This window comes from Burkholderia sp. DN3021 (genome assembly GCF_049805555.1).
In the GTDB taxonomy this organism is placed as follows: Bacteria; Pseudomonadota; Gammaproteobacteria; order Burkholderiales; family Burkholderiaceae; genus Burkholderia; species Burkholderia pyrrocinia_C.
This window is the reverse complement of the sequence record NZ_JBNCAB010000005.1, coordinates 41,466-60,890: the sequence shown is the minus strand read 5'-3', so window position 1 is coordinate 60,890 and position 19,425 is coordinate 41,466. Positions and strand designations below refer to the sequence as shown.

The 19,425-nt window shown below is 65.3% G+C and carries 19 protein-coding genes; 11 read left to right on the top strand and 8 right to left on the bottom strand.

Features of this window, described 5'->3' with window-relative positions; translation table 11 throughout:
• Positions 1-6: 6 nt before the first annotated feature.
• The 6 genes from ACPUER_RS04575 to ACPUER_RS04550 all read left to right on the top strand — a co-directional run bounded on the left by ACPUER_RS04575 (position 7) and on the right by ACPUER_RS04550 (position 5,009).
• Positions 7-1,074 carry a maleylacetate reductase gene (locus ACPUER_RS04575; protein ID WP_425130464.1) on the top strand — a complete coding sequence of 356 codons (1,068 nt, stop codon included), beginning with the start codon at positions 7-9 and terminating at the stop codon, positions 1,072-1,074.
• 28 nt (positions 1,075-1,102) lie between these two features.
• The gene (locus ACPUER_RS04570; RefSeq protein ID WP_425130463.1) at positions 1,103-1,975 is read left to right on the top strand and encodes an intradiol ring-cleavage dioxygenase; all 873 of its coding nucleotides are present in this window, start codon (positions 1,103-1,105) and stop codon (positions 1,973-1,975) included.
• Positions 1,976-1,979: 4 nt separating this feature from the next.
• Positions 1,980-2,291, top strand: a complete 312-nt coding sequence (locus ACPUER_RS04565) for a YciI family protein (protein WP_072438385.1) — start codon at positions 1,980-1,982, stop codon at positions 2,289-2,291.
• A gap of 3 nt (positions 2,292-2,294) precedes the next feature.
• Positions 2,295-2,630: a Rieske (2Fe-2S) protein gene (locus ACPUER_RS04560; protein WP_425130462.1), complete on the top strand. Its 336-nt coding sequence runs from the start codon at positions 2,295-2,297 to the stop codon at positions 2,628-2,630.
• Positions 2,631-2,829: 199 nt separating this feature from the next.
• On the top strand, positions 2,830-3,918 hold the full coding sequence (locus ACPUER_RS04555) for a porin (protein ID WP_425130461.1): 1,089 nt from the start codon (positions 2,830-2,832) through the stop codon (positions 3,916-3,918).
• Positions 3,919-4,196: 278 nt separating this feature from the next.
• Positions 4,197-5,009 (top strand): hypothetical protein, encoded by an 813-nt coding sequence (locus tag ACPUER_RS04550; RefSeq protein ID WP_425130538.1) that lies wholly within the window; start codon positions 4,197-4,199, stop codon positions 5,007-5,009.
• Positions 5,010-5,345: 336 nt separating this feature from the next.
• On the opposite strand, the gene glmS is transcribed toward ACPUER_RS04550, so the two are convergent.
• On the bottom strand, positions 5,346-7,175 hold the full coding sequence (glmS, locus tag ACPUER_RS04545) for a glutamine--fructose-6-phosphate transaminase (isomerizing) (RefSeq protein ID WP_425130460.1): 1,830 nt from the start codon (positions 7,173-7,175) through the stop codon (positions 5,346-5,348).
• 156 nt (positions 7,176-7,331) lie between these two features.
• Between glmS and ACPUER_RS04540 the strand changes: the two genes are divergently transcribed.
• Positions 7,332-7,823, top strand: a complete 492-nt coding sequence (locus ACPUER_RS04540) for an Lrp/AsnC family transcriptional regulator (protein WP_021160045.1) — start codon at positions 7,332-7,334, stop codon at positions 7,821-7,823.
• 19 nt (positions 7,824-7,842) lie between these two features.
• On the opposite strand, the gene panB is transcribed toward ACPUER_RS04540, so the two are convergent.
• Entirely contained in the window at positions 7,843-8,694 is an 852-nt protein-coding gene (gene panB, locus ACPUER_RS04535; protein WP_425130459.1) for a 3-methyl-2-oxobutanoate hydroxymethyltransferase, read from the bottom strand.
• Positions 8,695-8,771: 77 nt separating this feature from the next.
• On the opposite strand from panB, the gene ACPUER_RS04530 reads away from it, so the two are divergent.
• Positions 8,772-9,590, top strand: a complete 819-nt coding sequence (locus tag ACPUER_RS04530; RefSeq protein ID WP_425130458.1) for an AraC family transcriptional regulator — start codon at positions 8,772-8,774, stop codon at positions 9,588-9,590.
• Between the two features lie 31 nt (positions 9,591-9,621).
• Here ACPUER_RS04530 and ACPUER_RS04525 read toward each other — a convergent pair whose 3' ends face one another.
• Complete coding sequence (locus ACPUER_RS04525; RefSeq protein WP_175964261.1) at positions 9,622-10,155, bottom strand: methylated-DNA--[protein]-cysteine S-methyltransferase; 534 nt, start codon at positions 10,153-10,155, stop codon at positions 9,622-9,624.
• Complete coding sequence (locus ACPUER_RS04520; protein WP_425130457.1) at positions 10,152-11,627, bottom strand: AlkA N-terminal domain-containing protein; 1,476 nt, start codon at positions 11,625-11,627, stop codon at positions 10,152-10,154. The genes ACPUER_RS04525 and ACPUER_RS04520 overlap by 4 nt, the downstream gene beginning before the upstream one ends.
• Positions 11,628-11,947: 320 nt before the next feature.
• On the opposite strand from ACPUER_RS04520, the gene ACPUER_RS04515 reads away from it, so the two are divergent.
• Positions 11,948-13,240, top strand: coding sequence for an MFS transporter (locus ACPUER_RS04515; protein WP_204422331.1), 1,293 nt, complete (start codon positions 11,948-11,950; stop codon positions 13,238-13,240).
• A 69-nt stretch (positions 13,241-13,309) separates the two neighbouring features.
• On the opposite strand, the gene ACPUER_RS04510 is transcribed toward ACPUER_RS04515, so the two are convergent.
• A complete protein-coding gene (locus tag ACPUER_RS04510; RefSeq protein ID WP_072438426.1) occupies positions 13,310-14,413 on the bottom strand; it encodes a LacI family DNA-binding transcriptional regulator in 1,104 nt (367 codons plus the stop codon).
• A gap of 101 nt (positions 14,414-14,514) precedes the next feature.
• Here ACPUER_RS04510 and ACPUER_RS04505 point away from each other — a divergent pair, with 101 nt between their 5' ends.
• Both ACPUER_RS04505 and ACPUER_RS04500 read left to right on the top strand, forming a co-directional pair.
• The gene (locus ACPUER_RS04505; RefSeq protein WP_425130456.1) at positions 14,515-15,348 is read left to right on the top strand and encodes an NAD-dependent epimerase/dehydratase family protein; all 834 of its coding nucleotides are present in this window, start codon (positions 14,515-14,517) and stop codon (positions 15,346-15,348) included.
• Positions 15,349-15,550: 202 nt separating this feature from the next.
• Positions 15,551-16,273 carry a tetratricopeptide repeat protein gene (locus tag ACPUER_RS04500; protein WP_425130455.1) on the top strand — a complete coding sequence of 241 codons (723 nt, stop codon included), beginning with the start codon at positions 15,551-15,553 and terminating at the stop codon, positions 16,271-16,273.
• 84 nt (positions 16,274-16,357) lie between these two features.
• On the opposite strand, the gene ACPUER_RS04495 is transcribed toward ACPUER_RS04500, so the two are convergent.
• The 3 genes from ACPUER_RS04495 to ACPUER_RS04485 all read right to left on the bottom strand — a co-directional run bounded on the left by ACPUER_RS04495 (position 16,358) and on the right by ACPUER_RS04485 (position 19,140).
• Positions 16,358-16,678 (bottom strand): DUF1330 domain-containing protein, encoded by a 321-nt coding sequence (locus tag ACPUER_RS04495; RefSeq protein WP_175964257.1) that lies wholly within the window; start codon positions 16,676-16,678, stop codon positions 16,358-16,360.
• A gap of 195 nt (positions 16,679-16,873) precedes the next feature.
• Positions 16,874-17,485, bottom strand: coding sequence for a LysE family translocator (locus tag ACPUER_RS04490; RefSeq protein ID WP_425130454.1), 612 nt, complete (start codon positions 17,483-17,485; stop codon positions 16,874-16,876).
• Positions 17,485-19,140: a B12-binding domain-containing radical SAM protein gene (locus ACPUER_RS04485; RefSeq protein ID WP_425130453.1), complete on the bottom strand. Its 1,656-nt coding sequence runs from the start codon at positions 19,138-19,140 to the stop codon at positions 17,485-17,487. Before ACPUER_RS04485 ends, ACPUER_RS04490 begins: the two co-directional genes overlap by 1 nt.
• Between the last annotated feature and the right edge of the window lie 285 nt (positions 19,141-19,425).

Below are 19,425 nucleotides of genomic sequence, written 5' to 3'. Positions count from 1 at the left end.
GCTTTCATGGAACGTTTCGTCTATCAAGGCACACCTTCCCGCGTGGTGTTCGAATGGGGCGCGCTCGCCAGGCTGCCGGATGAGCTGTCGGCGCTCGGCGCGCAGCGTGCGCTCATCCTGTCCACGCCCGAACAGCGGCCGCTCGCCGACCGTGTGAAGGCGGTACTGGGCGAGCGTGCGGCCGGCGTGTGCGCACAGGCGGTGATGCACGTTCCAGTCGAAGTCGCGCGTGCCGCGCGCGAGATGGCCGCCGAACTGGGCGCGGACTGTTGCATCGCGATCGGCGGCGGCTCGACGATCGGGCTGGGCAAGGCCATTGCGCTCGAATCGTCGCTGCCGATCCTGGCCGTGCCGACGACTTACGCCGGCTCGGAGATGACGCCGATCTACGGGCTCACCGAAGGCCGGCTGAAGCGCACCGGGCGCGACGCACGCGTGCTGCCGCGTACCGTGCTCTACGACCCGTCGTTGACGTTGTCGCTGCCGCCGGGCATTTCGGCGGCGTCCGGTATCAATGCGATGGCGCACGCCGTCGAGGCGCTCTATGCGGAAGACGCGAACCCGGTGATCAGCCTGATGGCCGAGGAATCGATTCGCGCGCTCGGCGAAGCGTTGCCCGTCGTGGTGCGTGATCCGGAAGACCAGGAGATGCGCAGCCGCGCGTTGTATGGCGCGTGGCTCGCGGGAACCTGCCTGGGCGCGGTCGGCATGGCGTTGCACCACAAGCTTTGTCATACGCTCGGCGGCACCTTCAACCTGCCGCACGCGCAGACGCACGCGGCCATGTTGCCGCATACCGCGCATTACAACCACGCCGCCGCGCCCGACGCGCTGCGCCGCGTCGCGCGAGCGCTGGGCGGGAACGATGCGGCCGAAGCCGGCCCGCTGCTGTTCGGGCTGAACGAGCAGCTCGGCATCACGCCGGCGCTCGCCGACATCGGGATGCCGCAGGAAGGCCTCGACGAAGCGGCCGACCTCGCATGCCGGAATCCATATGCGAATCCGCGGCCGATCGAACGCGCGGCGATTCGTGCGCTGCTTCAGGACGTGTGGGAAGGGCGCGCGCCGCATTGAACGGCTGGAAGCAAAAAGGGAGGCAGACATGACGAATGACCACCATGACAGCGACACGAGGCTGACCGAGCAGGTCGTCGCCAGCTTCGACGGCACGCCGAGCCCGCGCTTGCGCGTGCTGATGCAGAGCCTCGTGCGGCATCTTCATGCGTTCGTGCGCGAGACGGAACTGACGGAAGCCGAGTGGATGGCGGCGATTCGCTTCCTGACCGAGACGGGGCAGATGTGCGACGACGTGGTGCGCCAGGAGTTCATCCTGTTGTCGGACACGCTCGGCGTCTCGATGCTCGTCGATGCGATCAACCATCGCTTCGCAACCGGCGCAACGGAGACGACGGTATTCGGCCCGTTCTACATCAAGGGGATGCCCGAGCGTGCGTATGGCGAGAACATGGCGCTCACCCCGGGCGCACCGGTCGTCGTGCATGGGCGCGTGCTGACCACCGACGGTGTTCCGGTGAAGGACGCCGTGCTCGACGTGTGGCAGACCGCGGAAAACGGCATGTATTCCGGGCAGGACACGGCGCAGCCGCACGGCAACCTGCGCGGCCGCTACCGGACCGATGCCGAAGGCCGTTACGCGATCACGACGATTCTGCCGGTCAGCTATCCCATTCCGACCGACGGCCCGGTCGGGAAGATGCTCGACGCCACCGGCCGCCATCCGTGGCGACCCGCGCATCTGCACTTCATGATCGACGCGCCGGGCTTCCGTACGCTCGTCACGCATCTTTTCGACGAGGACGACCCGTACCTGAAGTCGGATGCCGTCTTCGGCGTGAAGCCGTCGCTGATGGTCGCGTATCGCCCGCGCGCCGCGGATGACGAGCTCGCCCGTCAGTTCGGACTGAACGGCCCGTACCGCGAAGCGACGTACGACTTCGTCCTTGACCGGAGCTGATCGAATGGCTCGATTTTTCGCGGTGTTTGCGACGGACCAGCCCGGTATGCGCGACGTGCGCGACCGCGTGCGGCCCAGTCATCGGAGCTACCTGCGCGCGGCTTCGCAGCACGGCGTGTATGTGCGGCTCGGCGGCCCGACGCTGGACCCGCAGGGGGACGCGATGAACGGAACGCTGCTCGTCGTGGAGGCCGACGACATCCATGCGGTGATGCAATTCGTCGGAAACGATCCGTATGTGAAGGAGGGGTTGTTCTCGCGCGTGGAAGTGCGTCCGTGGGACTGGAGCCTCGGAAACCCCGAGCAGAGAGTGTGAAGCGTGGACGCAACGCAACTCTGCCGCTTTTCCGAAGTGCCGGACGGCGGCGCGCGGGTCATCGACGAAGCTTGCATCGGACGGCCTGTGATCGTGGTGCGGCGAGGCGAGCAGGTGTGGGCGTATGTGAATCGTTGCCCGCATTTCTCGGTGCCGCTCGATTTTGTGCCGGGCAATGTTTCCTGCTACCGGTCGCAGGTGTTGATGTGTGCCCATCACAGCGCGCTGTTCCGGTTCGATGACGGTGTTTGTATCGACGGACCTTGCTCGGGCTCGGCGTTGGAAGCCGTGGCTGTCGAGGTGGATTCTGCCGCGTGGGTTATCTGGCGAGGCGCTTGATTCGAGTTTTCTGATCGGTTTGGGTGGGGCAATCCATTTTCCATGCGGCGATCTTCGAATTTATAAATCAGTAAAACTAATCATATTCCAGGCGTCGTTATATCTGCCGGGGTGAAGGCGTTGTTTTACGAAGCATTGAGCGAGTACCCGCCACGTAGCGGGTAGCAGGCTCGCATTTCCACAAAAAGACGGAGACAGAATGAAACTCAGGTTTGGAGCAGTGGCGATTCTTGCCGTAGCGCAGGGCGCATGGGCGCAGAGCAGCGTGACGATGTTCGGTCTGATCGACAGCGGCATCACGTACGTCAGCAACGAGGGCGGCGGAAAGAACGTCAAATTCGACGACGGTATATACGCGCCCAACCTCTTCGGCCTCCGTGGCACCGAAGACCTCGGTGGCGGGTATCGCGCCACGTTCGCGCTCGTGAACCAGTTCTCGATGGCGAACGGCGCGATCATCGGGTCCGGAATTTTCGGGCGTAATGCCTACGTGGGCCTCGAAAGCGACCGGTACGGCAGCATCACGCTGGGCAATCAGTACGACTTCATGGTGGATTCCCTTTTTTCCAAGGGAAATGCGATTGCGAGGGACATCAATGGGCTATACGGTTTCCGGAATGGCCCGTTCCAGCGTCTCGCGCTGCCGAACAATCCGACCGGTGCGTTTGACTGGGACCGCACGGCAGGCAGCAAGCCGATCGCGAATTCCGTCAAGTACAGTTCGCCGACGGTCGCGGGTTTGTCCGGCGGCGTGATGTATGCGTTCGGCGGGGTGGCCGGCTCGATCGGCGCGGACAATGCGGTCAGCGCCGGGTTGAACTATGAGGTGGGAGCGTTTGGTGTGGGCGCGGCTTATACGAACCAGAAGTACGGCCCGGCGCCGGGCGTGCCGTCGACCAGCGTGCGCAACTGGGGCGTCGGAATGCACTACGACTTTGGTGTCGTTACCGCGAGTGCGCTGGTGACTACCGTGCGGAATTCGTTCAACGATGCCGGGGTGTGGATGGCCGAAGGCGGCGGGGTGTGGCACGTCAGGCCGGATGTCGTCCTGGGGGCGAAATACATGTACATGAAGGGGAATGAAGCGGCGAACAACAACCATGCTCATCAGCTCAGCGTGGCGCTTCAATACCTGTTGTCGAAACGGACGATGGTTTATGTTTCGGCCGACTACCAGCGCGCGAACAGCGGCGCGAATGCGCAGGTCAATGGCGTGCTGGATCCGAATGCGGCTTCAAGTTCGGCGAGCCAGACGGTGGCGCGGGTGGGGTTGCATACGGTGTTTTGATTGGGGGTGGGGCGGCGGGCGGAACTTGCGTCAAGGTCCGCCCGGCACCGGACTGGTCGCGCGGCGACATGCCGACATGTGCGCCGCCGCTCGCTTCCGGTCGGTTGTTGTTGCCCGGGCAACACGGCAGTGTGCCCGTTGACCTGCTGCCGGGCCGACAATGAGCCTACGATGAGACGCGCCGACCATCGGTGAATTCAAGCAGTGGATGCGTTGCCGATCATTCCACTCTATAGTGCTCGTCGTTGACCGATCTGCGAGAAAATCAGGAGTTCGCCGTGTTTCACCGGAAATCCAAGTTGGGTCGTTCGAACTTCGTGTGCGTTGTCGCCTTGACGATGATGCTGGCGCCAATCGCGGCGCATGCAGAGGCGGAGGCTGTCGACGGCACGACGCGCATCGCGTCCGCTGTCAATCACGACACGTCACCCGCACGACCGATTGTCGGCGACGACCCGGTTGCAATTCGGGATGCGCTGAAGAAGCAGCACATCAGCACCATCCCACCTTCGTTGAGCAACCGGGTTCGCGGCCTGGTCTCCGGCGCTGCCGGCCGGCATGGCCCGAATCCCGACCTGGCGGCCGTCGATCTGGATCGTGACGTGACGTTCGTGGTGCCGGTGCGGTACGGGCTGAGGTACCAGTCACAGCGGCGCCTATTGACGCTGGACGTCGACCTGTTCGACGTAGAGCGCGACGACCGGACGGGCATCCTGCTCAGAAAGGTCACGACGGGGCCACGAGGGCGAGGGCTCGTGATTGCACCCGAAGCGAAGGCAAAAGGGTACATCCAGCAGGTCGACATCATCGAACTCGAGTCCGGGAAAGGCAAAATGACCACGGTTCGTAGCCGCATGCGGCTTTCGCCCGCCGTGTACGCCCAAACGCATGGCGACTTCGCACTCGTTTTTTCCGGGCGCCTGGTTCGGCCTTACCTGACCGAACAAATCGAGCATGTCGATCCGAGCATTGACGAGCCGACGGACATTACGACCAGGATTTCCAGATTGCACATGGATATCCATGCCATCTGGCTGGTCAGCCCGTCGAGCGGTGTCGTGCTGTCGAAGAAGCTGCGTCTGTCGAAGTAGCGTTTTCCTGTATGAGGCGCTGATCTTGATCGGCTTCCGGAGTGCACGCATGTCCCGTGCTTCGACGCCGATCCTCTGCACGAGTGCGTGCGACCGCGGTGTAGTCGGCGTCCGGTCGAAACAATACAGCCGTGCGCGAAATGCACCAATGTTCCGGTATGTCGCTGTCGACGGGGCGTTGCGTGGCTCCGGGTTCGCGACGCGAAGAACCGCGGCTGGGTCGCCATTGCAAAGTAAGGAAAGGTTTGATCGGCCGGGCAAGTGGGGGGGGCGAGCCCCCTTCTCCCAGTTGTGGTCCGCCAGGGCATACTCATGCTCTCCATAGAACAGGCGCCCTCACTCCACCGTCACCGACTTCGCCAGATTCCTAGGCTTATCAATATCCGTCCCCCTTGCCAACGCAGCGTGATACGCCAGCAACTGCATCGGCACCGTATGCAGAATCGGCGAAAGCGGCCCGTAGTACTCGTTGAGCCGAATCACCTCGATCCCGTCACCCGGCACCAACCCACAGTCCACATCCGCAAAGACAAAAAGCCGCCCGTTTCGCGCACTGACCTCATGCATGTTCGACCTGAGCTTCTCAAGCAGCATGTCATTCGGCGCCACAGCAATCACCGGCATCTCGTTACTGACCAACGCAAGCGGCCCATGCTTTAACTCACCCGCCGGATAAGCCTCCGCGTGGATATAAGAAATCTCCTTCATCTTCAACGCACCCTCGAGCGCGATCGGGTAATGCATCCCGCGCCCGAGAAACAGCATGTTGTCGCGTCGCGCGAGCAATTCCGACCACGCCATGATCTGCGGCTCCAGCGCGAGCACCTTCGACATCGCGTCGGGCAGATGCCGCAGCGCACGCAGATGTTCCTTCTCTTCTTCATCACTCAACCGCCCGCGCACCTGAGCAAGCGACAACGTCAGCAAGAACAACGCAACGAGCTGCGTTGTAAAAGCCTTCGTCGAAGCCACCCCGATCTCGATCCCCGCACGCGTCACGAACTGCAGCGCACATTCGCGCATCAACGCACTCGTCGCGACGTTGCAGATCGCGAGCGTATGCATCATCCCGCGCTGCTTCGCGACATGCACCGCGCCGAGCACGTCAGCCGTCTCGCCGCTCTGCGACACCGCGACAACCAGCGTGCGCGGATTCGGCACGCTGTCGCGATAGCGAAACTCGCTGGCAATTTCAACGCTCGCCGGCAGCTTCGCGATACTCTCGATCCAGTACTTCGCGGTCAGCGCCGCGTGATAGCTGCCGCCGCACGCAAGCAGCAGCACCGAGTCGACTTCATTGAACACGCGCCACGCACCGTCGCCGAACAGCTCGGGCATGATCGACGCGACGTCGAGCAGCGTATCGGCCACCGCCTGCGGCTGCTCGAAGATCTCCTTCTGCATGTAGTAGCGGTACGACCCGAGATCGGCCGCACCGCTATGCGCGGCGACCCGCTGCACCGTGCGCTCGACGCGCTGGCCGGCCGCATCGACGATCCAGTAGCGATGCAGCTGGATATCGGCGACGTCGCCGTTCTCCAGATACGCGATGCGATCGGTGATCCCCGACAGCGCAATCGCGTCGGACGCCAGGAAATTCTCGCCTTCGCCGACGCCGACCACGAGCGGCATCCCGTCGCGCGCGCCGACGATGCGGTGCGGCTCGTCGCGGCACATCACCGCGATCGCGTAGCTGCCGCGCAGTCGCGCGACCGCGCGCCGCACCGCATCGAACAGGTCGCCGTCGTACAGGTGGTCGATCAGGTGTGCGATCGCCTCGCTGTCGGTCTGGCTCGCGAACACGTAGCCGTGTGCCTGCAGTTCCGCACGCAACTGGTCGCAGTTCTCGATGATCCCGTTGTGCGACAGCGCGATGCGCGCGTTGGTGTCGCTCGGCGAGAAGTGCGGATGCGCGTTGAGCGTGACGGGTGCGCCATGCGTGGCCCAGCGCGTATGCGCGATGCCGGTGTAACCCGACAACGCATGCTCGGCGATCTCGCGCTGCAGGTTGGCCACGCGATCGACGCTGCGGGCACGTGCCAGCGCACGGTCGCGGTAGACCACGACGCCGCACGAATCGTAGCCGCGGTATTCGAGCCGCTTCAGGCCGTCGACAAGGTTCGGCAGGATGTCCCGCTGGGCGACCGCCCCGACAATTCCACACATATCGCGCTCCGTAAATGTCCTGTCTGGATCAGTGAGAGCGATGGTAGAGGCGGTTGAATGGAATTAAATTTCAAAATATCGACATAAATGAAACGACGCGTAGATCGTCTATCATGTTGAAATTAAATTTCACGCCCTGACCGGAAGGAGCCGCCGATGGCCGGCATCACCCTCGACGATCTCGACCTGCGCATCCTCGCGATCCTGCAGGACGACGCGTCGGTGTCGAACCTGCAACTGGCCGAGCGCGCGCTGTCGTCGCCGCCGACCTGCATGCGTCGCGTGCGCCGGCTGACGGAAGCCGGCGTGATCCGCCGGCAGGTCGCGGTGCTCGATCCGGTCGCGATCGGCACGGCCGTCACGGCGCTGATCGAGATCAGCCTCGACCGGCAGACGGCCGAAGACTACGACGCGTTCGAAGCATATGTATGCGCGGAGCCGGCCGTCACGCAGTGCTACCGCGTGTCGCCGGGCCCCGATTTCGTCGTGGTGGCCGATCTGGCCGACGTCGCCGAATACGACGAATTCGCGCGGCGGCTGTTCACCGGCGCATCGAACGTCCGCAACGTGCGGACGTTCTTCTCGACGCATCGCGCGAAATTCGAGGCGAACGCGCGGGTCACGCATGCGATGCGCAAGCGCGCGTGATCGCGTCGTTCGCGTGGCATCAGGCAATGGCCGCGTCCGTCAGTTGCAGCGGCTTGCCGTACCCGAAGCAATGTGCCGGTTCCGGAAACACGCGCTGCCGCACGTCGTGCGCGTACTGGCGGATCGCGTCGCGCATCACCGCATTCGCATCGGCGTAACGTTTCATGAAGCGCGGCGTGTATGCATCGAACGCGCCGATCATGTCCTCGGTCACGAGCACTTGTCCGTCGCACGCGGGCGATGCGCCGATGCCGATCGTCGGGATCGTCAGCGTTGCAGTCAGGTGGCGCGCGAGCGCTTCGGCGGTGCCTTCGATGACGACGCTGAACGCGCCGGCCCGCTCGGCCGCGCACGCGGCATCGAACACTTGCGCGGCCGAACGCGGGTCCATGCCCTGCGCGCGGAAGCCGCCCGTCGCGTTGGCCTGCTGCGGCATCAGGCCGACATGCGCCATCACCGGTATGCCGCGCTCGGTCAGGAAGCGGATGGTGTCGGCCATCTCGCTGCCGCCTTCGAGCTTCACGGCCTGCGCGCCGGTTTCGGCGAGCAGCCGCGCGGCGGAGCGATAGGCCTGCGCGGGCGATTCCTGGTACGTCGAGAACGGCAGGTCGACGACGACGCACGCCTGCGCGGCGCCGCGCACGACGGCCGCACCGTGTGCAATCATCATGTCGAGCGTGACGCGCAGCGTATCGGGCATCCCGTACAGCACCATGCCGACGGAGTCGCCGACGATGATCACGTCGGCCACGTCGTCGACGAGCTTCGCCATCGGCGCGGAATACGCGGTCAGCGACACGAGGCTGCCGATGCCTTTGGTCGAACGGATCGCGGTGACGGTCTTGCGGGTGGTGCGGGTATGAGCGCTCATGTTCGGAAGCCGTGTGAAAGAAGAGCCGCCACGGTAGCATCGCGCTCGTTCGTGCAATGACCTTCGGAGGACGTCTTATGTTGCTGGCGGGACAATCGGGTGACCCTTATGCGGTGCCGCCGATGGCGCACCTGCCGAGGCCGCTGTACGTGCGTGCGTTCGGGATTCCCGGCAACGTGAGCGTGGACGCGCACAGTCATCCGTGGGCCCAGCTGATGTATGCGACGAGCGGCGTGCTCGAGGTGTCGACGCCGTCGGGCCGGCAGCTGCTGCCGCCGCACTACGCGATGTGGATTCCGCCGCATGTGCCGCATGCGGTGACGACGCGCGATTGCGTCGCGTTCCACAGCCTGTATCTCGACGAAGCGATCGCACGCAGCGATGCGAACGACGATTGCGCGATCCTCTGCATGACGCCGCTGCTGCGCGAGCTGGTGATTGCCACGGCCGAATTGCCGGTGAACTACGACGAAGCGGGGCCGGACGGCGCGCTCGTACGCCTGATCGCCGACCGGATCGCGCGGATGCGGCCGGCGCCGCTGACGGTGCCGCTGCCGCGCGATCCGCGCCTGCTGAAAATCGCGCGCGCGTTGCATGCGCATCCGGGCGATACGCGCAGTCTCGACGAATGGGGCCATCAGGTCGGCGCGACGCGGCGCACGCTGTCGCGGCTGTTCCGGCAGGACACGGGGCTGTCGTTTACCGAATGGCGGCAGGCCGTGCGGCTGCTCGCGTCGCTGCCGCTGCTCGATGCCGGCGAGCCGATCGGCGCGGTGGCCGCGCAACTGGGCTACGACTCGACGTCGTCGTTCATCGCGCTGTTCCAGGCGAAATTCCGCATGACGCCCGGTGCGTATGCGAAGCGTGAAGCGCGCCGGCCTGTATTGAACGCGTGATGCGGCCACGCGTGCCGCGCCGCGCCGTCACTCAGAACGCGAGCGCTGTCTGCACCGGATGATGTGCGCCACGCTCGAACCCGGCGCCTTCTAGCGACAGCAGCGCGCGCTTGCGGTCGATGCCGCCCGCATAACCGGTCAGGCTGCCCGACGCGCCGACCACGCGATGGCACGGCACCATGATCGACACCGGGTTCCGGCCGACCGCACCGCCCACGGCGCGCGCGGCGCTCATCGGCAACCCGACGCGTTCGGTGATGTCGCCGTACGACACGAGCTCGCCGAACGGAATCGCGAGCAGTTCTTTCCATACACGCCGTTGAAACGTCGTGCCGCGCAGGTGGATCGGCACCGAGAACGTTTCGCGCATGCCGGTGAAGTATTCCGCGATTTCTTCCGCGACCTTGCGCGCGATCGGCGAAGTGACGAGCGCGTTTGCTTCCGGCGCGATCGAGAGCGACGGGAAGTATTTCTGGCCGACGAAGAACAGGCCCGTCAGCGCATCGTCCTCGATGCGCACGGCGATGTCGCCGAGCGGGCTCGGAATCAGGTGAGCGGGAGTCATCGCAATACGTCTCCTTGAAGGCGCCACACATGCAATGCGGCATACGCGCGCCACGGCGCCCAGCGCGAGGCATGCGGCGCAGATGATGGCATGCGCAAGCGTTCGATGTGTTCGCCGCGTGCGGGAAGCAACGCATCGTCGGCCGGGAATGCATTCGGCCAGGCCATCGCACGCATCGCGACGTACTGCACCGCGCGCTCGTCGAAGCCGGGCATCGCGCGCAGCGCGGCGAGCGTCGCGTCGAGCGGCGCCATCGCTTCGAGTGCGAGCATGCCGTCGGTGACAGCGCGTGCGAGCGACAGGATCGCCTGCGCCGTTTCGCGCGTAATGCCGAGTTCTTCAAGCGCCGCCGGTGGCAGGGCGGACAGCGTCGCCGCGGGAGGCAGCGCATGCGTCAGCCCCGGCGGCGCGCCTTCTACCATCGTGCCGAAGCGTTCGGCGATGCGCGCGAGCACCGCACCCGCATGCGCGGCCGCGAGCTGTTCGCCCGCTATCGCGCGAAGTGCGATTTCGAGGCCGTCGAACGCGCCGGGCACGCGCAAGCCGGGCGAGCCGCTCGCGAGTGCGCCGAGGTGCGCGTCGATTACGTCGGGGCGGCTGTCGAGATCGAACAGCCGCCGCACGCGCGCGAGCACGGCCGGCACGACAGGCGTCAGCGCGGGCGACACGGTGACGGCCAGCGCGAAGCGCTGCGGCACATGCGCGACGGATAACCATCCGGTTAGGCGGCCACCATCGTTGCGATTCGGCAATTCGACGACGCGCGCATAGCCTTGCGCGTCGATCCGCTCGACGCCGCCGATCTGCCGCTGCGCGAGAAAGCGCATCAGGTCGGCCCACGCGAACGGCGGCCGGTATGGCAGCGGGAACGTCATGTCGCCATCGGCGGACGCGCCGGCCCCTTTGCGAAGCCGCAGCGGATTGAGGCCGTAGCGCTGCCGGAACAGGTCGTTGAAGCGCCGCACGCTGCCGAACCCGGCCGTCGATGCGACGACGGCCACCGGCAGCGCGGTGTCGGTCAGCAGCCGCTTGGCCATCAGCAGCCGGTGCGTCTGCGCGAACTCGACCGGCGATACGCCGAACTGCGCGGCGAAGATCCGGCGCAGATGGCGTTCGGTCACGCCGACGCGCCGCGCGAGCGCGTCGACGGAATGCTCGTTCAGGAAACCGTCCTCGATCAGCGTGGCGGTCGCATCGGCGAGATTGCCTGAGAGGTCGAGCAAGCCGTGACCGGGCGCGAGCTCGGGGCGGCAGCGCATGCACGGCCGGAAGCCGGCTTTCTCGGCGGCCGCGGCGGTCGGGTAATAGCTGCAGTTCTGCGCTTTCGGTGGCTTCACTGGGCAGACGGGGCGGCAATACACGCCCGTCGTCGCGACGCCGACGAAGAACCAGCCGTCGAAGCGGCGGTTCCGCGAAAGCAGGGCGTCGTAGCAGGTGTCGGGATCGAGGCGCATGAAACGACTGTAAACCATCCCCGTCATCGATTCTGGCTGGAATCGGACATGTGTATCGGCGTCCGTGCCCCGATTCGCGCGTTGGAAAATCCAGGAAAAACGGTTAATACCACTCTTCGAAACAGTCGTCTCTTTTACCGAGACCAATTTGAGATGACTCATCGAAATCCCCGACTGACAGCGTGCCGGCCGACGCCCTATGCTTTGAAAAACGTTTTCCAGATTGGTTGGCGATCGGCCGTGCCGCGATAGCGTGCGACGGCCGTCCGCCCCGGCGCCGATCGCCGGTCAACGAATATCGTGCGGCGCGACGGCGCGGCCGCGCATCGGAGACATTCATGCAATCTGCCGTCGTCGGCACGGTGCGCGCCGTCGCCAGTCGCTACCGCTGGACCGTCTGTGCGCTGCTGTTTTTCGCGACCGTCATCAACTACATGGATCGGCAGATCCTCGGCCTGCTCGCGCCGATGCTCCAGCACGACATCGGCTGGAGCCAGGTGCAGTACGGCCGCATCGTGATGGCGTTTTCCGCGTTCTATGCGCTCGGGCTGCTCGGCTTCGGGCGCATCGTCGACTGGCTCGGCACGCGTGTGTCGTATGCGGTGGCGATGCTGGTATGGAGCATCGCCGCGATGCTGCACGCGGCGGTCGGCTCGGTGACGGGCTTCGCGTTCGTGCGTGCGCTGCTCGGGATCGGCGAGGGCGGCAACTTCCCGGCCGCGATCAAGACGACGGCCGAATGGTTTCCGCGCCGCGAACGCGCGCTCGCCACCGGCATCTTCAACTCGGGCGCGAACATCGGCGCGGTGTTCGCGCCGGCGATCATCCCGGCGATCGCGGTGGCCTACGGCTGGCGCGCGGCGTTCGTGATCATCGGCGCAATCGGCATCATCTGGCTCGCGGTGTGGCTCGTGCTCTATCGGCAGGCCGACACGCGCGCGCTCGCCGCGGAATACGACGAGCCGCGCGACGAAGCCGAAGCGCTGGACGCTGCGAACGCGAACGCCGGCGCGCCGCGCTGGGGCGAGCTGATCCGCAAACGCGAGACGTGGGCGTTCCTGGTCGGCAAGTTCCTGACCGACCCGGTGTGGTGGTTCTACCTGTTCTGGCTGCCGAAGTGGCTCAACGAGTCGCGCGGGATGGACATGCAGCACATCGGCCTGCCGCTCGTCTGCATCTATGCGCTGACGACGGTCGGCAGCATCGGCGGCGGCTGGCTGTCGTCGATGCTGCTGCGCGCGGGCTGGAGCGTGAACCGCGCGCGCAAGACGGCGATGCTGATCTGCGCGTGCTGCGTGCTGCCGATCGCGTTCGTGTCGCAGGTGCAGAGCCTGTGGATCGCGGTGCTGATCGTCGGCCTCGCCGCCGCCGCGCACCAGGGCTGGTCGGCGAACCTGTTCACGACGGCCTCCGACCTGTTCCCGCGCCGCGCGGTCGCGTCGGTGGTCGGCATCGGCGGGATGGCCGGTTCGATCGGCGGCGTGCTGTTCTCGGAAGTGATCGGCCAGGTGCTGCAACGCACGGGCCACTACTGGGTGCTGTTCGCGATCGGCGCGCTCGCGTACCTGCTCGCGCTGGCGATCATGCACGTGCTCACGCCGAAGATGAAGCCCGCGAAACTCGACGCTTGATCGTATGTCGGCAAACGAATGCGCCGCTTAGTGCGGCGCGTTTTCTTTTTGGGGCGCGGGACAGGTGACTCAACCGGCCGCTGCCGTCGACGCGCGCATGATCAGCCGCGGCTCGAACGTCGAATAACTCGCATCGGTGCGCCCCGCGAGCGCGTCGATCAGCTTCTGCATCGCGAGCTCGCCCATGTTCTCGCTCTGGATGTCGACGGTGGTCAGCGCGGGCGCTGCGTATTCGCCGTACGGCACGTTGTCGATGCCCGCGACCGACACGTCCTGCGGCAGCCGGAAGCCGAGCGACGCGGCTTCCTTCATGAAGCCGAGCGCGATCAGGTCGTTGTAGCAGATCACGGCCTGCGGGCGCTGCGGCCCGAGCATCACGCGCGAGCACGCGCGTTCGCCGGCTTCGGCGGTCGGCGCATGCGCGTCGTGCACGTCGAGCGTGAGCCCCGCTTCGGCGAGGCAGTCGCGCGCGCCCTGGATCCGTTCGTCGTTCACGCGTGCCGTGCCGAAGCCGAGATACGCGATGCGCGTGTGCCCGAGATTGAGCAGGTGGCGCGCGAGCATGTAGGTCGACAGCCGGTTGTCGATGCCGACGCTCGGAATCGGCAGGCCGGGGCTGCGGCGCAGCAGCACGAGCGGCTTGTTGAGATCGAGCATCCAGCCGGCCTCGTCGTCGGGCATCCGCGTGCTGACGATCAGCCCGTCGACGCGCTGCGCGAGCGCCTCGATCAGCGAGCGTTCGCGTGCCTGGTTCTCCTCGGTATCGACGAGCAGCAGCGTGTAGTCGTGCTGCAGCGCGATCCGGTTCGCGCCTTTGACCACATTCGTGAAGTGCGGGTTGCTGATGTCGAGGATCACGAGGCCGATCGTGCGCGTGCGCCCGGTGATCATCGAACGCGCGAGCGGGTTCGAACGGTAGCCGAGCCGGTCGATCGCCTCCTTGAGCCGCGCTTCGACCGCCGGCGAGAAGCGCTGCGTGCCGTTCACGTATTTCGATACCGTCGCGACCGACACGCCGGCTTCCGCGGCCACGTCGCGGATCGTCGGGGAAACTTTTTTCATCGGAAGGGTAACGTTTTCGTTCGATAACGCCGGATTGTGGCAGAAAAAGCCGGCACGCGGCCACGCGCCGATATCGGGAAAGTGCGGATGGCTGCGAACAGGTTCGACCATTGACGTTCGGTTGCGGTCCCGCGTATAGTTGGAAAACGTTTTCCGATTCGAGGTAAAAACCGGATCGGAGTCCAGGTCAGATTCAAGGAGAAGGAGATTCGATGAACGCCTCATCCACCGGCGCGCGCAAACCGTTCGGGCGCCTGTTGCTGACGGGCGCGGCCGGCAACCTCGGCCGCCAGTTGCGCGGCGCACTCGCGCAATGGGCCGACGTCGTGCGCGTCAGCGATATCGCGGCGCTCGGCGACGCGGCCGCGCATGAAGAAACCCGCGTCGTCGATCTGGCCGACCGGCCGGCGGTGATGCAGCTCGTCGACGGCGTGGACGCGATCGTTCATCTCGGCGGCATTTCGGTCGATGCGCCGTTCGACGATCTTGTCGGCGCGAACATTACCGGCACGTATAACCTGTATGAAGCCGCGCGCAAGCACGGCGTGAAGCGCGTCGTGTTCGCGAGCTCGAACCATGCGATCGGTTTCCATCCGGTCACGGAAGTGCTCGACGCCGATTCGCCGCTGCGCCCCGACAGCCTGTACGGCGTGACGAAATGCTTCGGCGAATCGCTGTCGCGCTACTACTTCGACCGCTTCGGGATCGAGACCGTGTGCCTGCGGATCGGCTCGTCGTTCGAGGTGCCGAAGAACCCGCGCATGCTCGTGACGTTCCTCAGCTATCGCGATTTCATCGAGCTCGTGCGCTGCTCGCTGCTGACGAACCGCGTCGGGCACGCGATCGTCTACGGCGCGTCGGACAACCCGGTGAAGTGGTGGGACAACACGAAGGCCGGTTTCCTCGGCTTTCGCCCGCGCGACAGCTCCGAGCAGTTCGCGGGATTGTTCCCGGTCACGGCGCCGACTGCCGACTACGACGATCCCGCACAGCGGTTCCAGGGCGGCGGCTTCGTCGTCGGCGAGCCGATGGAGCGGAACGCGTAGGCGGCAGCGCGTTCCGAGGGGCGCTTCATTGACGACGGATTTGCAGTTGCGGTAAAAGGAAAGCCATCCGGTGCAACGGGTTCCGCCATGCGGGGCCGGAAAACGACGAACACGCCGGACGGCCGCATGCGCGGCGCGACGCTCGGGGGCACGACGTCGCGCTTCGCCGCAATCCGATCGAATAATCACAATATCGAGAGCAATGAAGAAAACCCTAGTGGCGCTGAGCCTCGTGCTGGCCATGGCGCCGGCGTTTGCCGACCTGCAGGCCGGCCTTGACGCCCTCGCGAAGAAGGACTGGCAGACGGCGATCCCCGAGCTGACAACCGCCGCGAACGCGGGTAACGCCGAAGCGGCTGCGCTGCTTGGCGAGCATTACCGTTACGAGGACGACGAGCAGGCGGTGAAGTGGAGCTTCATCGCCGCGCAGCATGGCGACGTGAAGATGCAGTACGACATGGGCGTGCGGATCGACGATATCGCGTGGCAATTGTTCCGGTACGAGGAGAATCCGGCCAAGCGCTATTTCCGCGTGGCCGCGGATTGTTTCCAGCTGGCGGCCGACCGTGGTTACGCGCCCGCGCAGAGCACGCTCGGCATGATGTACGACCAGGGGATGAAGCTGCCCCTCGACGTCGACAAAAGCGTCGTGCTGTATCGCGCGGCTGCACGCCAGGGCTATCCGCAGGGCCTCGAAAGCATGGGGACGTTGTACGAGCGGGGGCGTGGCGGCGTGCAGAAGAACCTGCTGACCGCCTACACGTTCTATCTCGCCGCGGTGAAGGCCGGAAGCGGCAGTCGCGACGTCGAATTCTCGGAGGTGACGGCTCGCGAGCTCGAAGCCGTATTGTCGGCACGCGATCGCGCGCAGGCGAAGGCGATCATCGATGCGTGGCAACCGGGGCAGCCGCTCAAGGGAATGTAACGCGGTATCCAGTCGCGCGGCGCGCACCGGCGACTTCGCGGGCCGATGCGCGTGACGTGTCGCAAGCGGTGCCGGCGTCGCGATTCACCGCAGGATGTCGGTCGCCTTGTGTCGTTCATCGACGCCGTCGATCAGGATCAGCGGCCCGCTCGCGTGCCGTGCGCGCAGCGGCTGGATCTGCCGGTACGCATCCGACTCGTACCATGCGCGCGCCGTGTCGAGATCCGGGAATGCGATCGCGATCAGGTCGCCGCGCCACACGCCTTCGCGTACCTCCGGCCGTGCGCCGTGAATGACGAACCGGCCGTCGAACGGCGCGAGCGTGCCGTCGATGCGTTCGAGGTATTCGACGATGTCGTCGCACATGTCGACGTCGTGCAGATGGGCGATGGCGTAGGCGGTCATGGCGGGCTCCCTGGCGTGATGCGGTTCGGTGATCGGTGTAACCATGATCGAGCCTCGCAACGCGCGCGTCGATTACCTGCGACGTAAGTGAACCCGCGCACAGCCGCGCGCAAGCGTGCCGACCTGCCCACCGCTCGCGCGGTCCGGCGTCGTGCGGTCGGTGCGCCGGTCGTTGCCTCGTGCGGGCTTCCCGCGCTAATCGCTGACGATCGCAATCACGCCCAGCACGACGAACAGCGTGCCGGCGAGAAACTGGCCGATCCGCAGCGCCTGGCCTTCCGGTGACACGCGGGCACGCAACGGATGGGCGAGCAGGATGCAGAACACGTCGGCGGCGGAGAACAGCAGGTTCGCGCACGCGCCGAGCAGGAACAGTTGCCAGCCGAGCCCGAGCGACGCGACCGGATCGGTGAACTGCAGCAGGAACGAAAAATAGAACAGCGCCGACTTCGGATTCGACGCTTCGATGAACGCGCTCGACGACACGACGTTGCGCGGCACGTCGATCGCCGCGTCCTGCTCGACGGGCGCGCGGATGCGCTGGATGCCGAGCCAGACCAGGTAGGCGCCGCCGATCACCTTGAGCACGTGATACAGCATCGGCGATGTCTTCAGTACTGCGACCGCACCGAGCGCGACGATGCAGATCTGGAAAAAGGCGCCGAGGTGAATGCCGAGCGCGGACAGGAAGCCGGCCCGGCGCCCGTGCTGAAGCGTCAACGAGACGGTCTGCAGCAGCGCGGGCCCCGGAATGAAACCGAAGCCGAGGCAGGTCAGGCCGAAGAGCAGCGCTTGTTCTGGCGACATCAGAGATCGTCTCCGATCACGATGCCGAGCCGGCCGCATTCGGTGCGCACGCGATCGCGCGCGGTGGCGAGCCGCTCCTTCGACAGTTCGGGCATGAACACGCCGATATAGTCGTCGATGGCAGCCTCGCGATCGAAGATATCGACGTTCCGGTAGCGATCGGCCACCGCCTGCCGCTGCGCGCGGCTTCCGAGCGCGAGACCCAATCGAGCCGACATCGTTTCAGCCTCGTCCGGATCGGTCAGATAGCGAAAATCCTTCGAGCCCGGTTCCGGCGACAGCAATTCGATGTCGGCGCTGATGATCACATCCCGCCCGGCCTTCAGAAACGCGATGTAGGTTTCGATGTTTTCCTCCAGCAACGCCTCGTTCATCCCCAGATGCCCCAGCACGAATCCCGCCTTGATCGCCACGCCATGCGCGCGTGCGTTGTCCAGCGCCCGCAGATTGGCGTCGGACATCCGCTGCGCGGCCGCCACCGGGTCCTTGTTCCGCAGTGGCTTGTTGAGCGCCTGCAGCGAACGCGCGGCGCCCGCGTCGACGCCCACGAACAGAATGCGAAAGCCGATCTCGCGCATCGCTTTCAGTACCTGTTCCTTCTCCATGCCGTCCGCGCGCGCGTAGCCGACCAGGACCGGGCGCGCGTCCGCCGGCAACGCGCGCCACCATGGCGGCGGCGACTCCGCCATGTCGAGCATCAGCCGCGCGAACGTGAGCGGCAGTTCGTCGGCCGTCACGTACAGGTAATCGTAACCCGCCTCCCATGCGCCGCGGACGGCGGACCACGCGTGGTCCGCGGGCAGTTCGTTCTTCCACATGCTGCCGTACTGAATCGAGCAGAACGAACAGGCATCGTCGCCGCTGAATTTGATGCAGCCGCGCCCGATTTCGACAGGCACGCCCTTGCGCACCTGCCGCCCGGTCAGTGCCAGGATCCGCCGGCCCAGGCGCCGGGTGAAATTCTCGGTGTAGACGGCGGTATGCGGCAAGGTCCGGTCGATCAGGCCATAGTCGATGACGCGGTTAACCGCCTCGCGAATCGCCGGATCGGCGACGATCCGCCCGGATTCCAGGCGAACCGAACCGGGATAGACGCCGTCGGTGCGTGATTGCTGCCGATCCCTCAGGAAATCGACCAGGCCGCCATACACTTCGTTGCCGACAAATCCGCAATCGATCAGTTCACCGTGGCGATCGAGGATCTCGCGGCTCAATGCCGTGAAATGATCGTTACCGACCACGATCGCGATATGCGGATCGATGGATTTGACCGCGCGGGCGATCCGGATCGCGGCTTCATAATTGGCCGTGATCGCACTGAGGCAGACGGCGAGCGTGCGGCCGGCCCGCTCGCGGATAGCCGCAAGGATACGGTCGAGCGGATGAATCACGCCATCGACGTAGTGGCCTTCGAAACCCGGCAGCGCATCGACATAAGAAGCCAGCGACAGGATGCCGAGATGCGGGAAATTGGCCCAGTCGGTATGTTGAATGCCCTTCGATACGACGATGTCGTTCGTTTGGCCCGCGCCGTCCGCATCCAGGTCGTTGCTGTTCGGCGGGTTGATGAAAAATACGACGGCCCTCGGCTCACTCATCGCGCGGTTCTCTCGGTATTGTGGATCTTGTCTGGCGGCTACAACCGGCCGGCACACGCCTCCACCTCCGCGGGCCCGGTCGTTAATGTAAGAGAAAGCCTTTGGACCGGAACCTGTTAGCTATGGCAGGTTCGGATACCGGATATCCCGCGTCGTGCGCACGTTATTTCCGGTACGACGATAGTCCGCCCGTTTCGCCGGACATTGCACGTCAAACGGATCGGTGTACGGGGGGAACTCCGCCATGGATACGCCCCCACGTCGGAATGGCTGTCGCCCGAATCCTGGATCTTTGGCCGAAAGCGCATGTCTGGCACGCGTAGGCCGAAATGATGTCGTCAC

Excerpts from the sequence above, each read along its gene's own strand:
- ACPUER_RS04495 (WP_175964257.1), bottom strand. The coding sequence starts at position 16,678 with ATGACCGCCTACGCCATCGCCCATCTGCACGACGTCGACATGTGCGAC.
- ACPUER_RS04520 (WP_425130457.1), bottom strand. The coding sequence starts at position 11,627 with ATGGTTTACAGTCGTTTCATGCGCCTCGATCCCGACACCTGCTACGAC.
- ACPUER_RS04510 (WP_072438426.1), bottom strand. The coding sequence starts at position 14,413 with ATGGTCGAACCTGTTCGCAGCCATCCGCACTTTCCCGATATCGGCGCG.
- glmS (WP_425130460.1), bottom strand. The coding sequence starts at position 7,175 with ATGTGTGGAATTGTCGGGGCGGTCGCCCAGCGGGACATCCTGCCGAAC.
- ACPUER_RS04500 (WP_425130455.1), top strand. The coding sequence starts at position 15,551 with ATGAAGAAAACCCTAGTGGCGCTGAGCCTCGTGCTGGCCATGGCGCCG.
- ACPUER_RS04505 (WP_425130456.1), top strand. The coding sequence starts at position 14,515 with ATGAACGCCTCATCCACCGGCGCGCGCAAACCGTTCGGGCGCCTGTTG.
- ACPUER_RS04525 (WP_175964261.1), bottom strand. The coding sequence starts at position 10,155 with ATGACTCCCGCTCACCTGATTCCGAGCCCGCTCGGCGACATCGCCGTG.
- ACPUER_RS04570 (WP_425130463.1), top strand. The coding sequence starts at position 1,103 with ATGACGAATGACCACCATGACAGCGACACGAGGCTGACCGAGCAGGTC.
- panB (WP_425130459.1), bottom strand. The coding sequence starts at position 8,694 with ATGAGCGCTCATACCCGCACCACCCGCAAGACCGTCACCGCGATCCGT.
- ACPUER_RS04565 (WP_072438385.1), top strand. The coding sequence starts at position 1,980 with ATGGCTCGATTTTTCGCGGTGTTTGCGACGGACCAGCCCGGTATGCGC.
- ACPUER_RS04530 (WP_425130458.1), top strand. The coding sequence starts at position 8,772 with ATGTTGCTGGCGGGACAATCGGGTGACCCTTATGCGGTGCCGCCGATG.
- ACPUER_RS04575 (WP_425130464.1), top strand. The coding sequence starts at position 7 with ATGGAACGTTTCGTCTATCAAGGCACACCTTCCCGCGTGGTGTTCGAA.
- ACPUER_RS04490 (WP_425130454.1), bottom strand. The coding sequence starts at position 17,485 with ATGTCGCCAGAACAAGCGCTGCTCTTCGGCCTGACCTGCCTCGGCTTC.
- ACPUER_RS04515 (WP_204422331.1), top strand. The coding sequence starts at position 11,948 with ATGCAATCTGCCGTCGTCGGCACGGTGCGCGCCGTCGCCAGTCGCTAC.
- ACPUER_RS04540 (WP_021160045.1), top strand. The coding sequence starts at position 7,332 with ATGGCCGGCATCACCCTCGACGATCTCGACCTGCGCATCCTCGCGATC.
- ACPUER_RS04555 (WP_425130461.1), top strand. The coding sequence starts at position 2,830 with ATGAAACTCAGGTTTGGAGCAGTGGCGATTCTTGCCGTAGCGCAGGGC.